The organism is Candidatus Contendobacter odensis Run_B_J11, from assembly GCF_000531125.1.
GTDB classification, from domain to species: Bacteria; Pseudomonadota; Gammaproteobacteria; order Competibacterales; family Competibacteraceae; genus Contendibacter; species Contendibacter odensensis.
The window spans coordinates 26,678-50,531 of sequence record NZ_CBTK010000047.1; the positions used below are offsets into that span (position 1 = coordinate 26,678).

Below are 23,854 nucleotides of genomic sequence, written 5' to 3' on the forward strand. Positions count from 1 at the left end.
CAGCCACCGGAAATTCACCCCCGGTGCCACCCCGCTACCGGTTCGGGTGCTGGGTTATTGCTGACCTCGGATTGGTCATGCCGATGCTTTTATAAAAAAGCAAATATTTTCAACGAGTTATTAAATAAATTAATTATACAAGACAAGCAAGAAAAATACCAATTTAACTTATTGAAAAATATCATATTTATTAAAATTTCTCTCCTTGGTTTGCAAAAATCCCCCGTATTTTCTTGCAGACCCTTGACTCGTCGAAAATCGCCCTGATTTGCCTCATCGTGAAAAATTTTTTAACCTATTGTTAATAAACAACAATTTTATTTTTTATCCAAAAAACAAAATTTAACTTAACTATATGTTTATAAACATAAAATTTATAAATAATCACTGATTAAAAACCATTTTATCCAAAATGAAAAAATATTTATTTCACAAATAAAGACTTGCAAAACAAATTTCCTCCGTGCTTTCATAGCGCCGCAATGCTGTATTGCAATAAGTTCCTGCCATAGGCCAGTCATGTTGTAAACACTGCCCTGGGAACGTCAGGCGGCACCGGTAGCCAGGCTGGCAGGCCTGTATCCGGAGTTGCTTAGGTCGGACTCGTAGGGGATTGGAGTGATCCGATCCGGACCAGGAAAAGTCCCTCGCCGATTCAGGATGAGTCCATCAAGCACTATCAGTGCGTACTGATCAAAGATGGAGGTCTCATGGAATTTACCGAATGTGTCAAAGGAAGGCTTGCTCTGACCCTGAAGTCGAGTCTGCTGTGTGCGGTCATGTTGATGCCGGCGTCGGTGCTGGCGCAATCGCTGAAGGCCGCTGGCGACGAAGAAGCAGTTCAGGCCACCTTGGCCATAACGGCCGACTCCACCACTCATTCCGCTGCGGCGCAATCCACCGACCAGCGGCAAATCACCCGTCTTTCCAGGCACATCCAACGCAAATATCAGATATCTGACGCCAAGGCGCGGCGGATTGTCGCTGAAGCCATCCTCAACGGCAGGACTTACCAAGTTGACCCGGAGCTGATCCTCGCCATTATCGCCGTCGAATCTACCTTCAAGGAGCGCGCCGTCAGCCGGGAAGGCGCTCGCGGTCTGATGCAGGTGATGCCCGGTGCCCACCCCAAAAAAATGCAGAACATCGGCGGCGCTCATGCCCTGTTTGATCCGGCCAAGAATATCCACACCGGCTCCCTGATTCTGGTGAAGTACCTGGATACCCATTCCGGCAACCTGCGGCGGGCACTTCTCAGCTATAACGGCAGTCTGGGATCGCGCTCATCTTTCCCTGATCGAGTCATCCGAATCTATCAGGATCTGCGGCGCACCACGACCGAAGGTTGACGCGCAACACCGCCCGCGCCAACCCGTCCGGGCGGCACTTTTTCCCATCGACGCAGTGACCCTCTCGACATTGGCACCCCAAGGCAGGTTCTTTATCGCAGTCGTTCCGCATTCCTATAATATGGATGCCTTCGACTACCCGATGCCAAACCATGCCTCCTTCCCGACCTGATCCGGCCACCTTAGCCGCCACACTCCCTGCCACACCGGCATTGCCACCGGTTGAGCGCTGGAATCCATCGCTCAGCGGTGACATGGATCTGCGTATCACCCGCGACGGTGCCTGGTACCATGAGGGCACGCTGATCCAGCGCGAGGCACTGATCCGGCTGTTCGCTTCCATTCTGCGCTGTGATGAAGACAGCCATCATTATCTGATCACCCCAGTGGAGAAATGGCGCATCCGCGTGGATGACGCGCCCTTTCGAGCAGTACGGCTCGACGTGACCGGCACCGGGCGCGAACAAATTCTGAGCTTCACCACCAACGTCGGCGACATGATTGCTGCCGGCTCCGATCATCCGCTGAGCGTGGAATACCAGACCCCCGGCGGCGAACCGGCTCCCTATCTTCAGGTGCGCGGTCGGCTGCGCGCCCTGCTCACCCGGGCAGTATTTCTGGAACTGGCTGAACTCGGCGAGGAACGTCCTTCCGATCAGGGCCGCGACTACGGGGTGTGGAGTCAAGGCCAGTTTTTCAGCCTCGGTCGGCTGGACGACTGATACCGCGAGGGCCGCCGGTGCGCCGCTCATTGCTGTCTCTGCTGCGCGTGATCGTGCTGCTACCGTCCTATACACTGGTTTTAGTGGTTCGCCTGCTGAAATGGTTGATCGCCCCGCTCGCTTTGCTGTTGCAATTGCTGATTGGCGTTCCGCTGGTTCTGCTGCGAATTCGCCAGCCGCTACGACCGCGCTTTGTCCCCATTCAGGAAACCGATCTACCCGACGCGGCCTGGATTGAACTCACCAGCACGGCTGAAGCCTTGGCCGCCGACGGCTTTGTTCACTACGGTGATTTTCGTTGCGACGGCCTGATCCAGAATGCAGTGCTATGGTTGCGATTGTTGGGTCAGCCGGAGCAGGGGATCGGCGCCGTAGCCGCACATATCGAGTACGTCGCCAACGCTCGCCCGGCGCAGAACTACGTCGAATTCGCTACCGAATTCAGTGACGGTCGGGTGCTGTCCACCAACAATCTGAACCTGCCCTATAGCTTGCCGGCGCCGGATTATCTGGCCCGCTTGCAACTTAAGGATGTCTGGGAACCCCGCGCGCTGTACGTCCTGCACCGTGATCTGATCGCGGCCTTGGCGCGGCCCGTAAGCTTGGCTAAGGTCGAGCGGGCTGCTTGCGATCCTGCCGTTTTGCTGGCTGATAGTTACGCCCGGGAAATTGAGGCGCTGATCGTGCAGGGTTGGCTGCGGCTAGACCCGAATACGGGCGCGGCCCGGTTGAGTGTTGAGGGCGCGATAGCGGGCGTTTGGCGTCAAGCCTGGCCGCTGGCCAGCCTGCACTTGCGGGCTGCCGACCGCTACGCCCGCCGCCTGCTGGCCGAGCATGACCTCGATGTTGAAGCCTTTACGGGCGCTGCTCCCGACATTCTGGTCGCCCGCCAGTCACTCCCGGCGCAAACCCTCATCGGGACAGTACGCGCTGGCTATGAACACGTCCGACTGCTGGCCCAGCACATCGATCCGCAGGCCGCGCTGGAATCGGTGGTGGTCGAACTGGACCGCGACGCCGCTGGAATGGCGCAGATGCTGGAGTTCCGCTATACCTTTCTTGGCTATGCTGACCACAGCCGGCGCCGGATTCGCCGAGTGCGTGGTTTCGATATTATGCTCGACTTGGAAGCCGCTACGCTGGCAGTGACCGCCATGGAGCGGCAGTTCGAGCAGGCGAGCGATGAAGCCGTGTGGGCTGAACTGACCGTAGATTCGCCGCTGGCGCCGTTACGACTCGGCCCTTGGCTGCACGATCTGGATCGCGTATTACCCACTGCCTTGACCGCACTGGATCAACACGCGGGGGCTGGGCGCCATGCGCTAGAATCTGCTTCGCTGTATTGCGATGAAGACGGCGCGCCGCGTTGGCAGGTGGTGGCCTGGACCGAGACCGATCAGCCGTTGACCGTCACGCTGGACGCCCGATCGGGCGTCGTTCTGGATGGATAACCCTATAAAGGAGTCGAGTCATGTTGGAAGGTTTTCCCGCTTTCGTAGTCACTCTGGCGATTTTCGCCGTGATCCTGATTTTTCTGGGAGTTAAATCGGTGTCGCAGGGCATGGAATACACGGTCGAGCGCTTTGGCCGCTACACCCAGACCCTGACGCCGGGACTGAACTTCATCGTCCCGGTGATTGATCGCATCGGGCGCAAGATCAATATGATGGAAACGGTGCTGGACGTACCCTCACAGGAAATCATCACCAAGGACAATGCCATCGTTCGGGTCGATGGCGTAGTGTTTTACCAAGTGCTGGACTCGGCTAAGGCGGCCTACGAGGTCAATCAACTGGAATTGGCCATTCTCCAACTGACCATGACCAATCTGCGCACCGTGATGGGATCGATGGACCTGGATGAACTGCTGTCCAAGCGCGACGAGATCAACACCCGGCTGCTGATGGTCGTGGATGAAGCGACGACGCCGTGGGGGGTGAAAGTGATCCGGATTGAGATTAAGGACATCACCCCGCCCAAGGATTTGGTGGATTCCATGGGGCGACAGATGAAGGCGGAACGCGACAAACGGGCGGCAATTCTGGTTGCCGAGGGTGAGCGGCAGGCGGCGATTCTGGCCGCTGAAGGTCAGAAGCAGGCGGCGATTCTGGAAGCGGAAGGCCGTAAAGAATCGGCGTCCCGCGATGCCGAAGCCCGTGAGCGGTTGGCTCAGGCCGAAGCTCGCGCCACCTTGATGCTGTCGGAGGCCATTGGCAAGGGCAGTGTGCAGGCGGTCAACTATTTTGTAGCGCTGAAATACGTTGAGGCGATTACCAAGCTGGCGGCAGCGCCAAACCAGCGGGTATTGCTGATGCCGCTGGATACTTCGGGGCTGATAGGCACCCTGGCCGGGGTGGCTGAATTGACGCAGGAAGCGATAAGCAAAGCCGGTGCGCGCTCGTGAGCGCATGGTTACTGGAGCCAACCTCTTGGAACTGGATGCTGGCGGGAGTAGTCCTCATGGCTATCGAGGCCATCTCTCCCGGCTTCTTCTTTCTGTGGATGGGGGTCGCCGCGCTCCTGATCGGGTTAGTACTCACCGTATTGCCGAATATGGACTGGAGCTATCAGATCATGCTGTTCGCGCTGCTGTCGGTGGGTTCCATCGTCGCCTGGCGGCGGCGGTTGCGGCGACACCCGACTCAGAGTGCTGATCCACTGCTCAACCGGCGCGGCCATCAGTACGTCGGGCGGGTGTTCACCCTGGACACACCAGCGGTCAATGGTCACGGCAAAATCCGGGTCGATGACAGCACCTGGAAAGTGGTGGTAGAGCAGGATTGTCCGGCGGGAACCCGGCTGCGAATCGTCGGGGTAGACGGGGTGATGCTGAAAGGCGCGGTTGAAAGGGCTGTCAAGGAGGGAGACGACTGATGCGCGAGATACTTCATTTGACCAGCCAGCACCGGGAAGAACTGCTCGACATTACTGCGCAGGTAGCCGCTGTCGTCAAGACCAGCGCAGTGCAACAGGGACTGGCAACGATCTACGCCCAAGGCGCGACCGCAGCGATCATGATTCAGGAAAACTGGGATGAGAGCGTGCAAACCGATGTGATTGACCTGTTGCGCAAGCTGATTCCGCGTGGGGTCTGGTTGCACGACCAGCAGGATGGCAATGGTGACGCTCACCTCAAGGCTGGTCTGGTGGGACCATCGGAGACCATCCCTATTGTGGATGGAGAACTGGGCTTGTCCCGCTGGCAGAATATCTTTTTCTGCGAGTTCGACGGCCCGCGCCGGGATCGCCGGGTGGTCTGCACCGTGCTGGCGGACACTGCCGGTTAAGCGCCCTCACCGCCATCAACCCATGAGAATCACCATGTCCCAAATTGCCTTGATCACCGGTGCTACCTCTGGATTTGGCGCGGCTTGCGCCCGCCGCTTCGCCGCCCACGGCTGGACCCTGATCCTCTGCGGGCGGCGTCAGGATCGGTTGGACGCCCTGCGCACTGAACTGGCGGCGACGGTGCCGGTTCATGCCTTCCCGCTCGACGTGCGCGACGAGACTGCGGTCAACGCGGCCATTGCCGCTTTGCCGATTGAGTTTGCCGAAGTGGATTTGCTGGTCAACAATGCCGGACTGGCGCTGGGTCTGGAACCGGCCCAGCGTTGCGACATGGAAGATTGGCAGCGGATGATTGATACCAATATCAAGGGCCTGCTGTACTGCACTCGGGCGATCCTGCCCGGCATGGTCGCTCGTCAGCGGGGACACATTATCAACATTGGCTCGGTGGCCGGCAGCTACCCCTATCCCGGTGGCAACGTCTACGGCGCGACCAAGGCCTTCGTGAAGCAATTCTCGCTCAATCTGCGCGCCGATTTGCTGGGAACGCGGGTGCGGGTTACCAATGTCGAGCCAGGGCTGGCGGAAAGCGAATTTTCACTGGTGCGCTTCAAGGGTGACCGTGACAAAGCCGACCAAACCTACCAGGGAACCCAGCCATTGCGGCCAGAAGATATCGCCGACATTGTGTATTGGGCGGCGACCTGTCCGGCTCATATCAACATCAATCGCATCGAAGTAATGCCGGTGGGTCAGGCGTTCGCGCCGTTTGCCATCAGCCGTGACGGCTGAAGCTGTTAGGCCGGCCACGAATAAAAAAGCCCGGTTCTCCGGGCTTTTTTTATTGGAAAACCAATCGTTAAGGAAGGCACTAAGACACCGACAGGGATGATGTTCTTGCGAACAGGTTGTCTTCGATATGTTTCCATGTGTTGGGAAACGTCGTCGAAAATGCGATGCCCACCGGCAATAGGAACACTGCCGCACCCACCAGCGCCACCACCCAAAAACCTATCACCGGCGATAGCGCCACCACCAGCAGTGCACATGCAACTATCTTGAAAAATTCTTTCATAGCAGTTTCCGCAGCACCCATCCTCCATTTATTGGGCGAACAGTGCTTGCGTCCTCCAAGGATCATTAAATGTCAGCAACAACCCGGTTGCGGAGGGCTTACCGATCGACGAGGAGCAGTTTCCATCCGGGATCGAAACACCAAACCAAGGTCGATCCAGCCTTTGATGCGTCATTGATGGCGCGACGTGCGCTTTGGATAGTCCCTTGACGATCCTTTTCATCCCTGCTCACGGAAGCCATGACTCCTTTTGTAACCCTCTGATTTTCTGCGCTTCCGCTCTTGCATAACCTGCTTATTTCAGTATACCTAAAAAATGCTGCACTGCAAAATTTATTGCGTTTTTTATTAAGCAGGACTTTCGCTTTCCGTCATTCCCGCGTAGGCGGGAATCCAGTCAACCGCTGAAAAACTTGGATACCCGCTTTCGCGGGTATGACGAATTTACGAGTTTAGCGAAAGTCCTGTTAAGGTTCGCCGTGCTGTCATCAGGGTTTACCCGATAGCTAACGATCACAGGAACAAGCGCATGGAGAAGGTATTGACTCGGACCAACAGGCGCAGCATTGAAACTTGGAGCAGGGGGAAAGATAGGCGGTTGGTCTGATACGGTGTCAACGCGCCTCGATGGCGAGTTCAAAGCCGACGCAGGGATCCAGTGCGGTGATGAGGAGTTCAATAGCTTGATGGAGCGTTGTTCCCACTGGAACCGGTGCGCCGGTCAAACCACACACCAACGAACCTTGCGGATGAAAATTCCATTCGGTGGGCGCCAGGACGTGGTAATCACACACTCGGCCCTCCGCTACCACCAGCCGATGAATCAGCCTCCCCCGCGCACATTCCACTATGCCCAAACCCATACCCATCCTGCTGGCCGTCTCTGCGAGCGGTATTCCAGAATCGGCACTCAGCGCAAGTGCCTGATTGCGCAATTCTGCAATCAGAGCGCTGCTTTCGATCACCCGTGCAGTCAACCGGGTAAGCAATCCGTTACCGTAATCGGCTCGCAGCGCGGTAATCAGCGGATGTCGCCACCGTCGGGCTAAAGCACCGGTTTCGCCGATAGTGTTTGCGTCGAATTCAGACAACGGCATCACGGCACAGCGGCCAAAATTGGACAGTTTGATGTCATCCACGAAGCGCAGTGTCACCGCAGCGGGAGTCGTAGCGGTACGCAGCCAATGATCGAAACTCCGTCGATCCACCCACTGCCCGTCGCCAAGTACCGCCTCGTTAACACCACTTTCGATGGCGTCCAGCGCCGCAGCGAGTTCAGCGTGGTTTGGCGTCAACTCTGCGCCGCCGATGCGATTCCAGGCCGGATCGGGAAACAGTAGCGGTCGCAGCGATGCCAAAACCCGTCGCAACTGTTTCAAAGGGTCCAGGACGGAGACAGCGCCAACGCAGCGCGGCCAATCCAGCAGAATGCGCCAAACCGTCTGATCAAGAGCTTCGGCGGCAACCAGCAGGCGACGAGCGGCTACTTGAGCGGGTGCCGGGGTGAAACCGAGTGCGGTTTCGGCAGCGATGAGTCCAGCCACCGCCTGAGCGGTACTGCACAAGCTAAACAGCCGGGGCAACAGCGTAATGGCGTCGCCGAGGCGGCGACCGACCAGGACGGAACAGGCATTCAGCGGACGGGTTGAAGTCAGCGTGACATTCACGATCACGCCATTTTCTACCGTAACCCGAATCTGTAACCGGCCTTCACCACCGTTGATGGTCGGCAATCAAGCGTTCCTGCGACCGCGCAAGAAGGCGCGACGGCTGAGATTCGCGGGTTCTTGTGGTGGAGATTCTTGCGCCACGGGTTTCGGCAGTTCAGCAGGCGGGGTCAACAAGGCGGTCAGGCGGGCTTGCGCTTCGTGGCGAGCGCGATCCTGGGAGGTGAAAGCTGCCATCGGTGAATACAGCGACAGGCTTTTATAACCGCCGACCGTTTCATCCCCGCCGCTGATAAAGGCACAAGTCGCCGCAGGCAACGCCTCCTGACTTTTTTGGCCGATGAGCTTGGCATCCAGTGCGGTCTTTTCGGATGGCAGCAGGATCGCGTTCATAAACCACGGCGTGATTAAGACCCCGATCCAACGGTTGCCAACCGCTTGAAATCCAACCGCTTCAACCTCCAGGCCGGCGTTGTAGATCGGTAAATCCTGCATCTGTATCACGCCGATCTGGCGAAAATGGGCTACCAGTTCCGCGATGCGGGATTCGATCTCAGTCATGCGGTTCCATCAGCCACGGTCGCGCCGATGATTTCATCAAACAAACGATAACTTTCGAGCGCCTCTTCGGGGTCAATTTTCCGTACTGCGTAGCGCTGTGCCTGAATGATCAGGTAATCGCCCAGTGCCACCGCTTCCTCCAGCAGCAGCAGGCTGACCTCCAAGCGCTCGCCGTAGCGTTCCACCACCGCGCTGGTCTCGCGCAATTCGATCACTTGGGCCGGAATCGCGATGCACATGATCTAAACCATTGCGGCTAAAACGGCAGAACGCGGCTCAAGGATGAACCCCAGCCGGCGCAATTCTACTGCCAGACATTCCACTGCACGCTCGGCGGCAATCGCCACTTCGGGCGACAGATCAAGACCCAATTCCAGATCACTGGGCACCACGCCAATCAGGGTGATCGAGACCGGAGTTTCGTCGGTAAGAATGAGCGTTGCCAGCACATCCGCTACGCCGAGCTGGTGGGGCGAGAAGCGGTTACGGAACAGGGCCGGGACTTGAGCATCACAGAGTTTGATCACCGATCCTGGTGGCGCATCCGCCCGCACCGCATCGCAAATCAACAAATGATCGCAGCCGGCGATGGTATCCAGCAAATCCATCCCCGAAGTCCCACCGTCCACGATCTCGACCTCTGCCGGAATGACATAACGCTCGGCCAATGCCTCAATCACCCGAACACCAACGCCCTCATCGCGGAGCAGAATATTGCCGAGACCCAGCACCAAGACCCGCATCAAAAGGCCTTGACCCGAACGATGGGCTGATTGTCAGCATCCACCAGATGAACCGCGCAAGCCAGACAGGGATCAAAGGAATGCACAGTGCGCAGCACCTCCAGCGGCAATTCGGGATTAGCGACCGGATTATCCACCAGCGAGGCTTCATACGGCCCCATGCTATCGGCGTCGTCGCGTGGCCCAGCATTCCAGGTACTCGGCACCACCGCCTGATAATTCTTGATCTTGCCGTTTTCGATCACGATCCAGTGCGATAGCACCCCGCGTGGCGCTTCGTGATAGCCGAAGCCGCGATTCTCGCCCTTGGGAAAAACCGGTCGGTTGAAGGTGTCGAAATCGCCCTTGGCGATGTTATTGACCAACAATTGCCACTGATTTTGCAGCGATTCCAGCAGCACTGCACAGCGCACCGCCCGCGCCGCAATCCGCCCGATGGTTGAATGCAGCGCCGCGACTGGAATGGGAGTTCCAGCCACGGTGCTGGCAATGTCCAACACCCGCTTCAAATGGCGTTGAGTCGGCTCGTGACCGGCGGCGACCATCGCCAGCACATTGGCCAGCGGCCCGACCTGCACCCGCTGGTTGTAAAAGGTCGGCGCTTTGACCCAGGAGTATTTGCCGTCGTCCTGAAACGCGGTGTGATGCGGGTTGGTCTGGCCGTCGTAGGGATGACGCGCCCCGTCGCCGCCCTGATATTCATACCAGGCGTGTTTGACGCTTTCCTTAACCCCATCACGGAAATAGCCGTCCTGATAACTGGTGATCGGCTTGAAACTGGAGAGATCGCCCTTGGCGATATAACCGCCGGGCAGCGCAAATTGGGTTCCCTTGCTATCCAGCGGCAAATCCGGCACCGACAGATAGTCGGTGATGCCGGCGCCGTGCCCGGTCCAGTCTGCATACAACGCGCCGACCGCCGCGACATCAGGCAGCAGCGCGCCATTGACGAATTCGCCGAGCTTATCGATCTCGGTCTTAATCGCGTAAAGCCGCTCCAGGGTCAGGGTGGACTGGCTGTCCGGGTTAATCGGATTAGCGACGCCGCCGACTGCGAGATTCTGAATATGCGGGGTCTTGCCGCCGAGAATGGCGACAATCCGGTTGGCGGTGCGCTGATATTCCAACGCCTGTAAATAATGGGTCGCGGCCAGCAGATTGACTTCCGGCGGCAGCTTCATCGCCGGGTGACCCCAGTAGCCGCTGGCGAATACGCCCAATTGCCCGGTCCCTACAAAAGCTTTAAGTTTTTCCTGAATCTTGCGGATTTCCGGCAAGCTGTTATGCGGATAGTCCGGCGAAAGCGTGGCCCCCAGCTTGGCGGCGGCTTCGGGACTGGCCGATAACGCCGAGACAATATCCACCCAGTCCAGTGCGGTCAGTTGATAAAAATGCACGATATGATCGTGAATGCCGTGCGCCGTGATCATCATGTTGCGGATGTACTGGGCGTTCAGCGGCACTTCCAACCCCAGCGCATTTTCGACCGTGCGCACCGAGACAATGGCGTGAACCGTAGTGCAGACTCCGCAGATGCGCTGGGCGAACAGCCAGGCATCACGCGGATCACGGCCTTTGAGAATGGTCTCGATGCCGCGCCACATCTGCCCCGATGACCATGCTTTAGTCACCTTGCCATTATCCACTTCGCAATCAATCCGCAGATGGCCTTCGATGCGAGTGATCGGGTCAATAGTGATTCGGGTCACAACAGCCTCCCATGGGATTGATTGGCGCTGCCGTGCAATATCGGCAGAGTTTTGATAAAGAACAGATACAACATGATTTCCAGGCAGACCACCCCGACCGTGATCATCAACTCCGGGGCGGAGGGGAAATAGACCCAACCGTTACCGGGATCAACTGCCATCAGGTAAGCGTTAATTCGGTACAGCGAACCGCCCGCCAGCAAGCTAACTGCGGCTAAAAAGCGCCAGCGCTGGCTGCCACGGCCGCCAGGTGACGCGAGAATGAACAGCGGTGCGAGGAACAGCGCGGTTTCAATCAGGAACAGACTACTCAACCGATCCCCGGCGAAAACCAGATTCAGGTGTCCGCCCGCCAACAACGCGCCGAACCGGATTAGCAGGAACAGCGCCAGTAGCCCGGCGACGATTCGTGAGAGTGGCGTCAGCAATGCCGATTCGGAAGGCAACCGGAACGCCCGGCTGACCAAGGTAGACTCCAGCAGCACCACGCTGTAACCCATGGTCAGCGCCGAGATCAGGAACAGCAGCGGCAGCCAAGCGGTGTACCACAGTGGCGATAGCTTGGAACCCATCACCAGCAGCACCGAACCCAGCGATGATTGGTGCATGGTCGGCAGTAGCACGCCGAGACCGATAAAGACGAACATGTAGCGCTTCAAAAAAGCCTGAAATTTTTCCAGGTTGAACCGCTGTTTGAAGGCGGGTGGCATCCGCTCCAGAAACACCGGCCAGAACTCGATCCACAGCACGGTGGTGTAGGCCATCACGCACAGCGCCACCTCGAAAATCACCGAATTCAACTGGGCATACCACGGCATCAGCAGGTTGAAGGCGTTCCAGTAGCGCCCCAGGTCAATCATCACCGCCAGGCCGGCCAGGGTGTAGCCGAACACCCCACCGAGCAGGGCTGGCCGCATCAGCGGGTGATAAGTATTGCGGTTGAAAATATAGATCAGCAGCGCCATGGCATAACCACCACAGCCGAACGCGGTGCCGACCACGACATCTATCGCTACCCAAACCCCCAGCGGATAGCCGTTGCTCATGTGGCTGACATCGCCGAGACCAAAAATGAACCGGCGCGCAATAAAGTACGCTCCGAGCAATACGAAGAATCCGAGAATAAAAACTGGTTTGGTCAGAATCCGACCGCCAAGCGGCCGATGGGCAAGGGCGCTCATGAGGATGGATCCTCGTCGTGGTGGGATTTGACGCCGCGTCGGGCCAGAAACACCAGTCCACCGAGCAGTGCCAGCGGCGCGATCATTCCCTTATATAAGGTGTGCTGCATCCCCTCCGACACTGCGGCGAACGAGTGGTCGGGCAAGGCGGGCAAACCCAGCTTTTCGTGCGGTACGCCGGTCAAATAGCGCACCTGAGTACCGCCGGATTCCTTTTCACCGTAGAGGTGCGGCTGATATTCGCCCAGTGGCGCTTCGTGGCTGGGGCGGTCGCCGCCCAGCTTGCCACGGGCAAAGGTGTACATCTCCCCCGGCTTGGCCGCCAGCCGCCGTTCCGCTTCAGCTTGCAAATCGGTCACCAGTCCAAACAGCGAGGCTCCGGTCGGGCACACGTCGCAACAGGCCGGCAGCTTGCCTTGCTTTTGCAAGTGGTTACAGAACTGGCACTTGGCAATCTGGCCGAAGGTCTCGTCGAACTGGTATTGCGGCACGTTGAACGGGCAGCCGTAAACGCAGTAGCGACAGCCGATGCAAGCGTCCGGGTTATGGCTGACGATGCCGGTTTCCGGGTCCTTGCGCATTGCACTCACCGGACAGACCGAGATGCAGGAGGGATCGACGCAGTGCAGACAATGGCGCTTGACGAAAGCGTAACCGTCCTTTTCGCGATCCTTTTGCTCCATGGTGCCGTTCTGGTAGACCCGGATCACGTTCAAGGTATGACCGGAAATGTCCTCCGCCATGTCCCAGGTGCCCTCGCCCCAAGCGGCCAGATGTGCCGGCTGTTCGACCGGCATCCCGTTGGCCTGCTTGCAGGCGCTGACGCAGGCTTTGCAACCGACGCACAGGGTTGAGTCGTACAGCATCCCCACCGCTTTGGGCGGCAACTGCTTGGGTTCACGCGGACCAAACGGGGTCGCTTCCGCAACCGGCGCGGCGACGGCAGTGACTGCACCAGCGGCAGCGCCACGCAAAAAGTTTCTGCGGCTCAAATCTATGCTCATGGCATTCGCCTCTTACCGCTCGCTATCGTGGCTGGAACCCGCCGCCGACTCATCCTTGCCGTCCATGCCGCGCAAAGCCATTGCCCCCGCGCCTACCGCCAATCCGGCCGCGCCGGCGATAATTGCTACCGCCGCTGGAGTGACGCCCTCGCCCTTGGTTGCGTCTACCGCCGGGAACGCGGTCGGCGGCGCGTAGGTTTTCACTCTGGAGAGGGCATGGAGTGGTTTGGTAAAGCCGACCCCTTCCTCGGTGCAGCCAAAGCAGGGATGACCGATACCCACCGGCCAGTTACCCTCACCGACATCACCGAAGCCAATCGCGGGACAGTTGGCGTAGGTTTCCGGCCCCTTGCAGCCGATTTTGTAGAGACAGAAACCCTGGCGGTGGCCGAAATCGCCGAATTCCAGGGCGAAGCGGCCGGCGTCGAAGTGTGGGCGCCGCTCGCAGTTTTCGTGGATCAGTCGGCCATAGGCGAATCTCGGCCGGTTCTTCGAGTCCAGCTCCGGGGGCTTGCCGAAGGTCAGCAGGTAGAGAACGGTGGACAGGAAGTTGTAGGGATTGGGCGGGCAACCGGGAATGTTGACCACCGTCTTGCCGGGTAATACCGCATGAACTGATTGGGCACCGGTCGGATTGGGATCGCTGGAGGGAATGCCGCCCCAGGAAGCGCAGGAGCCAATACCGATAATCACTGCGGCTCCTTCTGCCGCCTCGCGGACGGTTTCCAGAATTGGCCTACCGGCCACCATGCAGTAGATCCCGCCGTCTTTGGTCGGAATCGAGCCGTCTACCACCAGGATGTACTTGCCCCAGTTGGCCTTCATCGATTGGGCGCGGTACGCCTCGGCCTGATGACCGGCTCCCGCGCACAACGCCTCGTGGTAATCGAGGGAAATCATGTCGAGGATCAGGGTTTCCAGCGTCGGATGGTAGGCGCGCAGCAGCGACTCGGTGCAGCCAGTGCATTCCTGCGCCGACAACCAGATGACTGGCGGTCGGGCGGGCGCGGTAGCCGCAGCCGCAATGCGCAGGCCCATCATCGAGGACAGGCCCAAAGTGGCGGCAACGCCGGTGCAGTAGCTCAGGAATTCGCGGCGGGTGAGTCCGCCCAGCGCCCCCTGATAACCGTCGAGGTCCTGAACCGTGCCTACCTCGATAGCGTGATCTTCGACCTGTTCCATAAACGCGCCCCCTTGAAGGACTGAGTATTCATGAAATCTAGTAGGGCACGGGCGATCCGGTTTGATGATCGTCAACTTTTGGAATTTTTTTCATCGGCGGTACCGCCCGCTTAATCCAGTCGCGACGGGCGCTGGATTTCCTGAACCAGCGAATGGGGCTGGGTCAGATGGACGGTGCGCCCGGAAAAACGGGCCAGGCCGTCTTCTTCCAGCCGACCGATGATTCGGGACAGGGTTTCGTGGCGAGTGCCAATCATGGAGGCGAGATCGCGCCGGGACAGCGGTAATTCCATGAACCGGCTGCCGTCGGTGGCGGTGCAGCCATGACGATTCATCAGCGCCAGCAGCAGATGAACAAATTTGCTGCGGTTGGACAGGGTTGCGTTCCGCATCAAGTGATCGTGGGCGGCGTCCAGGTCATTGGCGATCCGATGCAGAAATTGCTGTCCCAACGCCGGATTCCGGTCGAGCAAGGTCTTGACCACCGGTTTATCAATGAAGCAGATACGGCTGGGACCGAGGGCTTCAGCACTGTAACGACGCTTGGCGTCCAGCAGCAAACCCCGATAGCCCAGAGTATCGCCGGGATACGCCAGCCGGATCGGAATCACGTTGCCTTCGGCGTCGCTCTTGCGGATCGCGACCGTGCCCGAAACCACACAGTAGAGGCCGTGACTCGGCTCGCCCATCGTGAACACTGATTCACCGGCCCGATAGTCCCGACTCTTGCGACTGCGGGCGAGCAATCGGGTTTCGGCCTCGTTCAAGACACTCCACTCGTTGCGTTGGCGCAGTGGGCAGCTTAAACAACTCGCACCGAGTGTCCCTTTACGTTGTTCTGCCATTGTCCGCTCTCCTTTAGTGGTTTTATATTGGCTGCTAATCATCCCGGTCTTTTGGTTAATCGCGATCAAGTGCGATCTGATCTGAGCTTGAAAAGCAATCTCTGAAACCGGAACTACAATTGACTTGAAATATAGTTCAAATTCTGATCAAACGAATCAGGACTTTCGCTTTCTGTCATTCCCGCGAAAGCGGGAATCCAGTAAGCTACTGAAAAAATTGGATACCCGCTTTCGCGGGTATGACGAATTTAAGGGGCTTGGCGAAAGTCCTGCGAATAAAACAACAGTGGGGAATTGCGACATGCGAGAGAAAAGAATTCAGCCGATGACAATGATCGTTATCACCGTACTGGTTTTAGGGGGGGCATGGTACGGGTTTACCCTGATGGCGCAACCGACGCCGGGCAACGAACGCTATGCGGTCAAGCCGGCGGGTTGGGACAGTCCCGCCGGGAAGTGCGTGGTTTGCCACAGTCTGGAAAAAGGCGGTTCTACTCCGGTTGCACCCAGTCTGTGGGGGATTGTGGGGGCACCTAAAGGGGGGGCCAAAGGTTATGGCTACTCGCTCGCGCTGGCCAAAGCCGGCGGGGTGTGGACCGAACACGATTTGGACGAGTATCTCACTGCCCCCAGCCGGTTCCTGCCCGGCACCACCAAGACCATTAGCGGCCTGCCGAATACTCAGGAGCGCGCCAAAGTCATCGCCTTCCTGGCGACGCTAAAGGATTGATGGTGGTGGAACGGGCATCCTGCCCGTTGTCCGTTCCAGATACGTGTCGGGCAAAGCGCCCGGTTTATCCGTCAAGCGGCATCCTGCTTTACCCGAATCAGCGCGTCGGTGGCAAAGCCCAGCGCTTTCGCCTGCTGCACTAAGTTCTCCAGCACTGCCGGCGGCAAGTGCCGGGTTCGGGCCAGAATCCATAGATAATCCCGGCTGGGACCGCTGATCATGGCGTAGGAGTACTGTTCCCGATCCAGCGCAATGAGGTGATAACCGCCGTAAAATGGGCCGAAAAACGACACTTTTAGCGACCCCACCGTCGGTTCCCCGGTGAAATAAGCGCGACCTTCGGCCTCTTTCCAGACCCCGGCGCGGTCGTCGTAGCCCCGGTTCAATACCTTCACGCCGCCGTCGTCGCGCCGACTATAATGAGCATTAACCTGACTCAAGCCGCGCTCAAAGGAATGATCCAGCCGGGCTATTTCGTACCACTGGCCCAGATAGCGATCCAGTTCAAAACCGGTAATGGGGATCACCCCGGCGGGCGGCGCTACCGCGCAACCGCCCAGCATCATCAATAGGGAAAGCAGTAGTTTCTTCATGGATGCGCAGAGATTCCCGATAGTGGTTTGTACTTGTCCGAGTTGAAAGTTTGACTATGTATAAAGCATCCAGCAGTCTAACGCAAACCTCCTGCTTACTGCCAGTGATCATTAAAATGGCGGGTGGTTTTATGGGGATTATGCTCATTCTATTGATGTCGATCTTCCTGATGGGCAATGCCGTGGCCGCAGAAAAAGTGTCGCTGCAATTGCGCTGGGATCATCAATTTCAATTTGCCGGCTACTATGCAGCGCAATGGCAGGGCTATTACGCCGATGCGGGATTTGAGGTCGAGATTCGGTCGGCGATTAAACCGGATGGGACGATCCTCAGCGCGACCCAGGAAGTCGCTAATGGCAATGCCGACTTCGGGGTAGGCGCGGCGGATATTCTGATTGCCCGCGATCAAGGCATCCCGTTAGTGGTACTGGCCTCCATTTTTCAGAATAGTGCCGCCGAATTTTATGCTAAGGAAGGCACGCATCTTCAAGCTCCAGTAGATTTGCTGAAGCTGCGGGTGGCCCGAATCAAGAATGATCTGATTGATATCGAATTGCAGGCCATGCTGCGCGCCGAAGGCATCGATCCGAATCAAATCACCCCCTATCCCCACGAACCGGGTATCGATCATCTCGTCACAGATCGCGTGGATGTCATCCCCGGGTATCGGATTTCTACTCCCTATGCATTCCAGCAACAGGGAATATCGGTTACCACCCTGCGTCCTATTAATTACGGGATCGATTTTTATGGAGATTCCCTGTTTACTCACGCCCGCTGGATTGAGCGCGACCCTAAAGCGGTTCAACGCTTTGTTCAAGCGACCTTGAAAGGATGGGCCTATGCGCTGGAACATCCGATTGAGATTGCGGATAAAATTTCCCAAGACCTGCCGCGCACTGAAACAATAGCCCACGGAACTTTCCATGAGCTGAACCGGTTTCAGATTGACGGTGTAAAGACATTGACCCTGTATCCATTGCTTGATGTCGGTCACACTAACCCGAATCGCTGGCGTCGGATGTATGAGTTGATGCGAACGATAGGAATTATTACCAAACCAATGGCTATTGACGAACTGATCTTTGATCCGGCTAGACAGGAACACAACCGAGAACATAACATCCATAGGCAGTTGCAAACGGCTCTCTATGGGATTGCCGGATTAATCATCCTCATTTTTGCCTGGAACCAGACCCTCCGCAAAGTCCTGACCCGAAAAACCAGGGAATTGCTTGGAGTCAACCAACAACTCCAGGACAGCACATTACGGCTGAAAATGGCCACGGAAGCGGGCAAAGTTGGATTATGGGATTGGGATTTGGGCACCAATGAAGTGTTCTACTCCGCAGAGTGGAAACGGCAAATCGGCTATCAGGATCATGAGATCGCCCACAATTTTATGGAGTGGCAAAGCCGGGTTCACCCCGACGATCTGGATCGTGCGTTGCGGACGGTACAGACCTATATCGAGAAGCCGTGGCCGAACTACACCGTGGAACTCCGTTTCCGCCACAAGGATGGCTCCTACCGCTGGATTCTAACCCATGCCTCCCTGATCCAGGACGCCCAAGGCAAAGTCTTGCGGATGCTGGGTTCCCACATTGACATCACCGAGCGCAAACAGACGGAGAAAGCACTGCGGCGCAGCGAAGAACACTACCGGGCGGTGATTGAAACCTCCCCGGATGGATTCTGGATGTTGGACACTCAAGGGCATCTGCTGGCAGTGAATGAGGCTTATGTGCGGCTGTCAGGCTACAGCCGTGATGAACTGTGCACGATGACTGCGGCCGATCTGGAAGCCAGCGAGAATCCGGCGGAGGTCGCCGCCCACATCAAAACGATTATCGAGCAAGGCAGTGACCTGTTTCAAACCCAGCACCGGGCCAAAAGCGGTCGAATCTGGCAGGCCGAGATCAATGCCGCCTACTATCGCTACCCTGCGGGCGACCGCATCTTCAGCTTCATCCGCGACATCCACCGCCGGCAACGCTCCGAGGCGCTGCTCAAAGTGCGGATGCACCTGTCCGAAAAGGCCCGCAGCGGCAGTCTGGACGACATTCTGCGAGCCGCGCTGGACGTTATGGAACGCTTCACCGGCAGCCAGATTGGCTTTTTCCATTTCGTCGATCCGGATCAGGAAACCCTGACGCTCCAAAGCTGGTCCAGCCATACCCTGAATACGATGTGCAAGGCCGAGGGCAAGGGTCTGCACTATTCAATCAGCCAAGCCGGAGTCTGGACCGACTGCATTCGACAGCGCCAGCCGGTCATCCACAACGACTACGCCAGCCTGCCGCATCAAAAAGGGCTGCCCGAAGGCCATGCTCCAGTGATCCGGGAACTGACCGTGCCGATTCTGCGCAACGATCAAGTAATCGCCATTATCGGCGTCGGCAACAAGCCGGAGGACTACACCAGCGACGATGTAGCCGCAGTGCAGGTTCTGGCGGATTTGCTGATCGATGCGGTTGAGCGCAAGCAGGCCGAAGATCGGATCGAACATCTGGCCTACCACGATGCGCTGACCCAGTTGCCCAACCGGGTATTGCTGACCGACCGCTTGCAACAAGCCATGGCTCAGACCGAGCGCGACCAGAAGCGGCTGGCAGTGTGTTACATCGATCTGGACGATTTCAAACCGATCAACGACACCTGGGGCCATAGCCACGGTGATCAGGTGCTGATGGAAGTCGCCCAGCGCCTCAAAGCCAGTGTGCGCGCTGGCGATACGGTGGCGCGGCTGGGCGGCGATGAGTTTGTGCTACTGCTGGGGGATTTAGCCGACGTGGAGGAATGCGAACACGCCCTGGATCGAGTGGTGACGGCGCTGCGCGTTCCCTTTACCGTCTCCGGCCAATTGTTGCCGCTGACCGCCAGCCTCGGGGTGAGCTTGTATCCCGATGACCACGCCGACCCCGATACTCTGCTACGCCATAGCGACCAGACCATGTACGCCGCCAAGCAGGCCGGCGGTAACTGCTATCACTGGTTTGATGCCGAATACGACCGCCGCTCCCGCCACTACCGCGACAGCCTGCACCGGATTGAGCAAGGGCTGGTCGCGGGCGAACTCCGCCTTTATTACCAACCCCAGGTAGACATGCGCCACGGCACCGTCATCGGCGCGGAAGCGCTGATTCGCTGGCAACACCCGGACGAGGGCTTGCTGCCACCGGCGCGATTCATGCCTGCGGTGGAAGCCAGCGATCTCGCCATCGCCGTCGGGCAATGGGTGATGAACGAAGCCCTGCGGCAGATGACCATTTGGGCGGCGCAGGGGTTGCGGTTGCCGGTGAGCATCAACATCTCCAGCCGCCACTTGCAGCAGTCGGATTTCGTCGCGGAGTTGCAGGCGGCGCTGGCGGCTCATCCCGACGTGCCCGCGCACGGACTCGAACTCGAAATTCTGGAAACGGTGGCTTTGGAAGATATGGCGATCATTTCCCACTTGATCGAAAGCTGCCGGCAACTGGGGGTGCGCTTCGCTCTGGACGACTTCGGCACCGGTTACTCCTCGCTGACCTACCTTAAAAATCTGGCGGTGCATCTGCTGAAAATTGACCAATCGTTCGTGCGCGACCTGCTGGTGGATAGCGAGGCACGGGCGATTGTAGAAGGCGTGATCGGGCTGTCGGTGGCCTTCCGCCGCAAGGTAATCGCCGAAGGGGTGGAAACTGACGCCCATGGCAGCCTGTTGATCCGGCTGGGCTGTGATCTCGCCCAGGGCTATGGCATCGCCCGGCCGATGCCGCCCGAACAGCTCCCGGCCTGGATCGCGGCTTGGACCGCACCCAGTGCGTGGATCGGTATGGCAAACGGAGAGCGTGACCTTGACATCCCAGCATAGGCTTTCCCGATTTTCGCACCATCTTTGGCTGACGGCAGGGCTGTTCGTGGCGCTGGCTATCGCCTTTGTCCTCTACGTCCACTCGGAAAAGCAGATTGATCGCGCCCATGATTTACGGCATCAGTCCTTTCTGCTGGCCGATGAATTGCGCCAATCTTCAGATGACCTGACCCGAATGGCCCGAAGCTATGTCGTAACCGGCAATCCGGTCTACCAAAAGTATTATCAGGACATTCTGGATATTCGTGAGGGCAGGCAGCCTCGCCCGCAGGAGTACCAGAGTATTTATTGGGATCTGGTGCTGGCGGACGGTCAACCGCCCCGTCCCGCCAGCCCGCAGACGATAGCACTGCTGGAATTGATGCGGCAGACCGGATTTACCGAGCAGGAGTTCCAAAAGCTGGCGGACGCTAAAGCCAGTTCCGACGCACTGACGGCCACCGAACGCGAAGCGATGCAACTGGCCCAGTCCACCGGCCCGGAGGCCGAGGCCGACCGCGCCAAAGCGCGCCTGATGCTGTATGGCGACCGCTATCATCAGGCCAAAGCCACCATCATGCAGCCCATCGCTGAGTTCTATCGGTTGATGGATCAGCGCACGCTTGATGCGGTCCATACCGCTGAAACCCGTGCGACTGCCTTCCGGTTCCTGCTGATCGGATGCGGCATCGCGGTGCTGTTGATGCTCTGGCGGGTTTACACCGCGTTGCGCGGCACCCTGGGCGGTTCGGTGGACGCGGTTTATGCCCAGATCGCCCAAATCGGCGATGGGGATTTATCACCCGCGATTCCGATCAAAGCGGAGCTGGAACATACGGTGTTAGGGTGGTTATCCGCCACGCGAGCCAAGCTGAACCGCATGGATCGCGAGCGCCAGCAGGTGGCGGAAGCACTGCGGGTGAGTGAGACCCGGGTTCGGATGAAACTGGACAGCATCCTGTCTCCCAATGGCGACCTCGGGGTGCTGGAACTGGCCGATGTGCTGGATATTCCGGCGATCCAGGCCACCATGGATGAATTTTTCAAGCTCACCCACATCGGCATCGGAATCATCGATCTGAAGGGCCAGGTGCTGGTCGGCACCGGCTGGCAGGACATCTGTGTGCAGTTTCACCGGGTTCAGCCGCAAACCTGCCGGAACTGTGTCGAAAGCGACATCGCGCTGTCGCGGGGCGTGGCCCCGGGAACCTTCAAGGTCTATCGCTGCAAAAATCAGATGTACGATATTGCGACCCCGATCATGGTGGGCGGGCAGCATCTGGGCAATGTGTTTCTGGGGCAATTCTTCTTTGACGATGAACCGCCCAACCGCGAGCAGTTTCGCGCTCAGGCCCAACACTACGGCTTTGACGAAGCCGAATACCTGGCGGCGCTGGATCGGGCACCGCGCTGGAGCCGGGAAAAAGTCAACACCGCGATGACGTTTTACACCCAGTTCGCTCACCTGTTTTCAGCCGTGAACTACAGCAACCTGCAACTGGCGCGGAGCGTGGCCGAGCGGGATGACTTGCTCAACGCGCTGCAAGACAGCGAAGCGCGGTTCCGCCGGGCCATGGAGGAGATTCCGGTTCCGATCATGATTCATGACGAGGACGACCGGATCCTGCAACTCAGTAAAGGCTGGACCCGTTACTCCGGTTACACCCTCGCCGATCTGCCGACGCTGGGCGACTGGACTGAGCGCGCCTATGGCGCACGGACTGGTTCCGAGAAGGACTATATCGACCGGCTGTTTCTGATCGACGCCACCATGAACAATGGCGAGTGGATCGTCACCGCCAAAGACGGCTCGAAACGGATTTGGGAGTTCCAGACCACCCCGCTGGGCCGAATCCATCAGGATAAACGGGTGCTGTTGAGCCTGGCGGTGGACATCACCGAGCGCAAACAGGCGGAAGCGGCACTGCGGGAAAGCAATGAGTTGCTCTCCTTGTTTTTGCAGCACTCGCCTCTTTTCACCTACATCAAGGTGGTAACTGCCACCGAAAGTCGGGTGCTGAAGGCCAGCGAAAACTTTCAGGAGATGATCGGCATTCCGGGTTCAGAACTGGTCGGCAAGACCATGGAAGACCTGTTTCCTGCTGAATTTGCGGCAAAAATTACCGCCGACGATTGGGCCGTCGTTTCCAGCGGTCAGACCCTGGAATTGAATGAGCATTTGAATGGCCGCACTTATACCACTCTCAAGTTCCCGCTTGCTCTGGGCGGTAGAAGCCTGTTGGCCGGGTACACCATAGACATCACTGAACGCAAGCAGATAGAAGAAGCGCTGCGCGTCAGTCTGGCCGATGTCAAGCGCCATGACGCTCAGATGATCGTCCTCAACCGCATGAACGATCTGCTGCTCTCGTGTGAAACCCGCGCCGAAGCCTATGAGGTGATTGCAAGCAGCGCAGGCACCTTATTCGCCGGATGCGCCGGTAGTTTGGCGATGCGTGAGGCCACCGCGCCGGAGCTGCGAGTGGTCGCGACCTGGGGCGATGCCGATGCCCTGCCCACCACCTTCCCGACCCACCAGTGTTGGGCCTTGCGGCGCGGGGAGCTGTATGAAGTAGCCGATCCCGCCCACCGTGTGCATTGTCAGCACTTTGCCACCCCGCCGCAGTACGCCTACTGGTGTATACCGCTGACCGTGCGGGGCGAAAATCTCGGCCTGTTGCATGTCAGCACCGCTACTGCACTCGCCGGGGACGCGCTCCAGGAATGGCGCCCCCTGCTGATGAAAGTCAGCGGCTCGATCAAACTGGCGCTGTCCAACCTCAAATTGCAGGAAGCCTTGCGCGAGCAGGCGATCCATGACGTGCTGACCGGACTGTTCAATCGCCGCTACCTGGATGAAACCCTGCCCCGGGAACTTCGTCGCTGCCAGCGCAGCGGCGAACCCCTGGCCGTCGCGATGCTGGATCTGGATCATTTCAAGGGTTTCAACGACACCTACGGTCACGAAGCGGGCGATGCCATCTTGCGAACCGTCGGCGAATTGCTGTGGCGTTCGTTGCGCGCCGGCGACCTCGCCTGTCGCTACGGTGGTGAGGAACTGACCCTGATCTTGCCCGGTGCTACAGCGGACCAGGCCAGGACCCGGCTGGATGGCCTGCGGCAAGCCATCATGCAACTGCGGCTGCTCTACCAGGGAAGCGAGTTGCCGGCGATCACCGTCTCTATCGGAATCGCGGTCGCCGGGCAATGGGAAACCAACGCGACCGCCCTGTTGGGTCGGGCTGATGCGGCGCTGTATCGGGCCAAGGAAAGCGGGCGTAACCGAGTGATGATTGCGGGCGCGTAGCGGTCCATTGCCTTGCCTGAGAAACCGTTCACCCCCCCCACCCCAGCCCTCCCCCACAAGGGGGG

General features: G+C 58.3%; 21 protein-coding genes. 10 read left to right on the forward strand and 11 right to left on the reverse strand.

Annotated features, from left to right (window positions below):
• The first annotated feature begins 710 nt into the window (after positions 1-710).
• From BN874_RS04270 to BN874_RS04300, 7 genes are all read left to right on the forward strand, one after another.
• Complete coding sequence (locus BN874_RS04270; RefSeq protein ID WP_051497400.1) at positions 711-1,349, forward strand: lytic transglycosylase domain-containing protein; 639 nt, start codon at positions 711-713, stop codon at positions 1,347-1,349.
• A gap of 152 nt (positions 1,350-1,501) precedes the next feature.
• A complete protein-coding gene (locus BN874_RS04275) occupies positions 1,502-2,071 on the forward strand; it encodes a DUF1285 domain-containing protein (protein WP_034431065.1) in 570 nt (189 codons plus the stop codon).
• Positions 2,072-2,088: 17 nt separating this feature from the next.
• Complete coding sequence (locus tag BN874_RS04280) at positions 2,089-3,522, forward strand: hypothetical protein (protein WP_034431066.1); 1,434 nt, start codon at positions 2,089-2,091, stop codon at positions 3,520-3,522.
• Positions 3,523-3,545: 23 nt separating this feature from the next.
• Entirely contained in the window at positions 3,546-4,475 is a 930-nt protein-coding gene (locus tag BN874_RS04285; RefSeq protein ID WP_034431116.1) for an SPFH domain-containing protein, read from the forward strand.
• Positions 4,472-4,945, forward strand: coding sequence for an NfeD family protein (locus tag BN874_RS04290; protein ID WP_034431067.1), 474 nt, complete (start codon positions 4,472-4,474; stop codon positions 4,943-4,945). Before BN874_RS04285 ends, BN874_RS04290 begins: the two co-directional genes overlap by 4 nt.
• Positions 4,945-5,358: a secondary thiamine-phosphate synthase enzyme YjbQ gene (locus tag BN874_RS04295; protein WP_034431068.1), complete on the forward strand. Its 414-nt coding sequence runs from the start codon at positions 4,945-4,947 to the stop codon at positions 5,356-5,358. The genes BN874_RS04290 and BN874_RS04295 overlap by 1 nt, the downstream gene beginning before the upstream one ends.
• A gap of 34 nt (positions 5,359-5,392) precedes the next feature.
• On the forward strand, positions 5,393-6,151 hold the full coding sequence (locus tag BN874_RS04300; protein WP_034431069.1) for an SDR family oxidoreductase: 759 nt from the start codon (positions 5,393-5,395) through the stop codon (positions 6,149-6,151).
• A gap of 79 nt (positions 6,152-6,230) precedes the next feature.
• Here the strand turns inward: BN874_RS04300 and BN874_RS04305 are convergent, their stop codons facing one another.
• The 10 genes from BN874_RS04305 to BN874_RS04350 form a co-directional block, all read right to left on the reverse strand.
• A complete protein-coding gene (locus BN874_RS04305) occupies positions 6,231-6,434 on the reverse strand; it encodes a hypothetical protein (RefSeq protein WP_154724737.1) in 204 nt (67 codons plus the stop codon).
• Positions 6,435-7,048: 614 nt separating this feature from the next.
• On the reverse strand, positions 7,049-8,167 hold the full coding sequence (locus BN874_RS04310) for a nickel-dependent hydrogenase large subunit (protein WP_034431071.1): 1,119 nt from the start codon (positions 8,165-8,167) through the stop codon (positions 7,049-7,051).
• Positions 8,168-8,662 carry a [NiFe]-hydrogenase assembly chaperone HybE gene (gene hybE, locus BN874_RS04315; protein ID WP_051497402.1) on the reverse strand — a complete coding sequence of 165 codons (495 nt, stop codon included), beginning with the start codon at positions 8,660-8,662 and terminating at the stop codon, positions 8,168-8,170.
• Positions 8,659-8,901, reverse strand: a complete 243-nt coding sequence (hypC, locus tag BN874_RS04320; RefSeq protein ID WP_034431073.1) for a HypC/HybG/HupF family hydrogenase formation chaperone — start codon at positions 8,899-8,901, stop codon at positions 8,659-8,661. Before hypC ends, hybE begins: the two co-directional genes overlap by 4 nt.
• A gap of 3 nt (positions 8,902-8,904) precedes the next feature.
• Positions 8,905-9,405, reverse strand: coding sequence for a hydrogenase maturation protease (locus tag BN874_RS04325; protein ID WP_034431074.1), 501 nt, complete (start codon positions 9,403-9,405; stop codon positions 8,905-8,907).
• Positions 9,405-11,114 (reverse strand): nickel-dependent hydrogenase large subunit, encoded by a 1,710-nt coding sequence (locus BN874_RS04330; protein WP_034431075.1) that lies wholly within the window; start codon positions 11,112-11,114, stop codon positions 9,405-9,407. Before BN874_RS04330 ends, BN874_RS04325 begins: the two co-directional genes overlap by 1 nt.
• Positions 11,111-12,295 carry a Ni/Fe-hydrogenase cytochrome b subunit gene (gene hybB, locus BN874_RS04335; RefSeq protein ID WP_034431076.1) on the reverse strand — a complete coding sequence of 395 codons (1,185 nt, stop codon included), beginning with the start codon at positions 12,293-12,295 and terminating at the stop codon, positions 11,111-11,113. The genes BN874_RS04330 and hybB overlap by 4 nt, the downstream gene beginning before the upstream one ends.
• Positions 12,292-13,299: a hydrogenase 2 operon protein HybA gene (gene hybA / locus BN874_RS04340; RefSeq protein ID WP_320411448.1), complete on the reverse strand. Its 1,008-nt coding sequence runs from the start codon at positions 13,297-13,299 to the stop codon at positions 12,292-12,294. The genes hybB and hybA overlap by 4 nt, the downstream gene beginning before the upstream one ends.
• 12 nt (positions 13,300-13,311) lie before the next feature.
• The gene (locus tag BN874_RS04345; protein ID WP_081756129.1) at positions 13,312-14,481 is read right to left on the reverse strand and encodes a hydrogenase small subunit; all 1,170 of its coding nucleotides are present in this window, start codon (positions 14,479-14,481) and stop codon (positions 13,312-13,314) included.
• 110 nt (positions 14,482-14,591) lie between these two features.
• Complete coding sequence (locus tag BN874_RS04350; RefSeq protein WP_195912095.1) at positions 14,592-15,326, reverse strand: Crp/Fnr family transcriptional regulator; 735 nt, start codon at positions 15,324-15,326, stop codon at positions 14,592-14,594.
• 325 nt (positions 15,327-15,651) lie between these two features.
• Between BN874_RS04350 and BN874_RS04355 the strand changes: the two genes are divergently transcribed.
• Complete coding sequence (locus BN874_RS04355) at positions 15,652-16,056, forward strand: c-type cytochrome (RefSeq protein WP_195912096.1); 405 nt, start codon at positions 15,652-15,654, stop codon at positions 16,054-16,056.
• Positions 16,057-16,127: 71 nt separating this feature from the next.
• Here the strand turns inward: BN874_RS04355 and BN874_RS04360 are convergent, their stop codons facing one another.
• Positions 16,128-16,649: a lipocalin family protein gene (locus tag BN874_RS04360; protein WP_034431077.1), complete on the reverse strand. Its 522-nt coding sequence runs from the start codon at positions 16,647-16,649 to the stop codon at positions 16,128-16,130.
• Between the two features lie 140 nt (positions 16,650-16,789).
• Between BN874_RS04360 and BN874_RS22155 the strand changes: the two genes are divergently transcribed.
• Both BN874_RS22155 and BN874_RS22160 read left to right on the forward strand, forming a co-directional pair.
• Positions 16,790-20,503 (forward strand): EAL domain-containing protein, encoded by a 3,714-nt coding sequence (locus BN874_RS22155; RefSeq protein ID WP_230314323.1) that lies wholly within the window; start codon positions 16,790-16,792, stop codon positions 20,501-20,503.
• A complete protein-coding gene (locus tag BN874_RS22160) occupies positions 20,487-23,789 on the forward strand; it encodes a PocR ligand-binding domain-containing protein (protein WP_230314324.1) in 3,303 nt (1,100 codons plus the stop codon). The genes BN874_RS22155 and BN874_RS22160 overlap by 17 nt, the downstream gene beginning before the upstream one ends.
• Positions 23,790-23,854 lie beyond the last annotated feature (65 nt).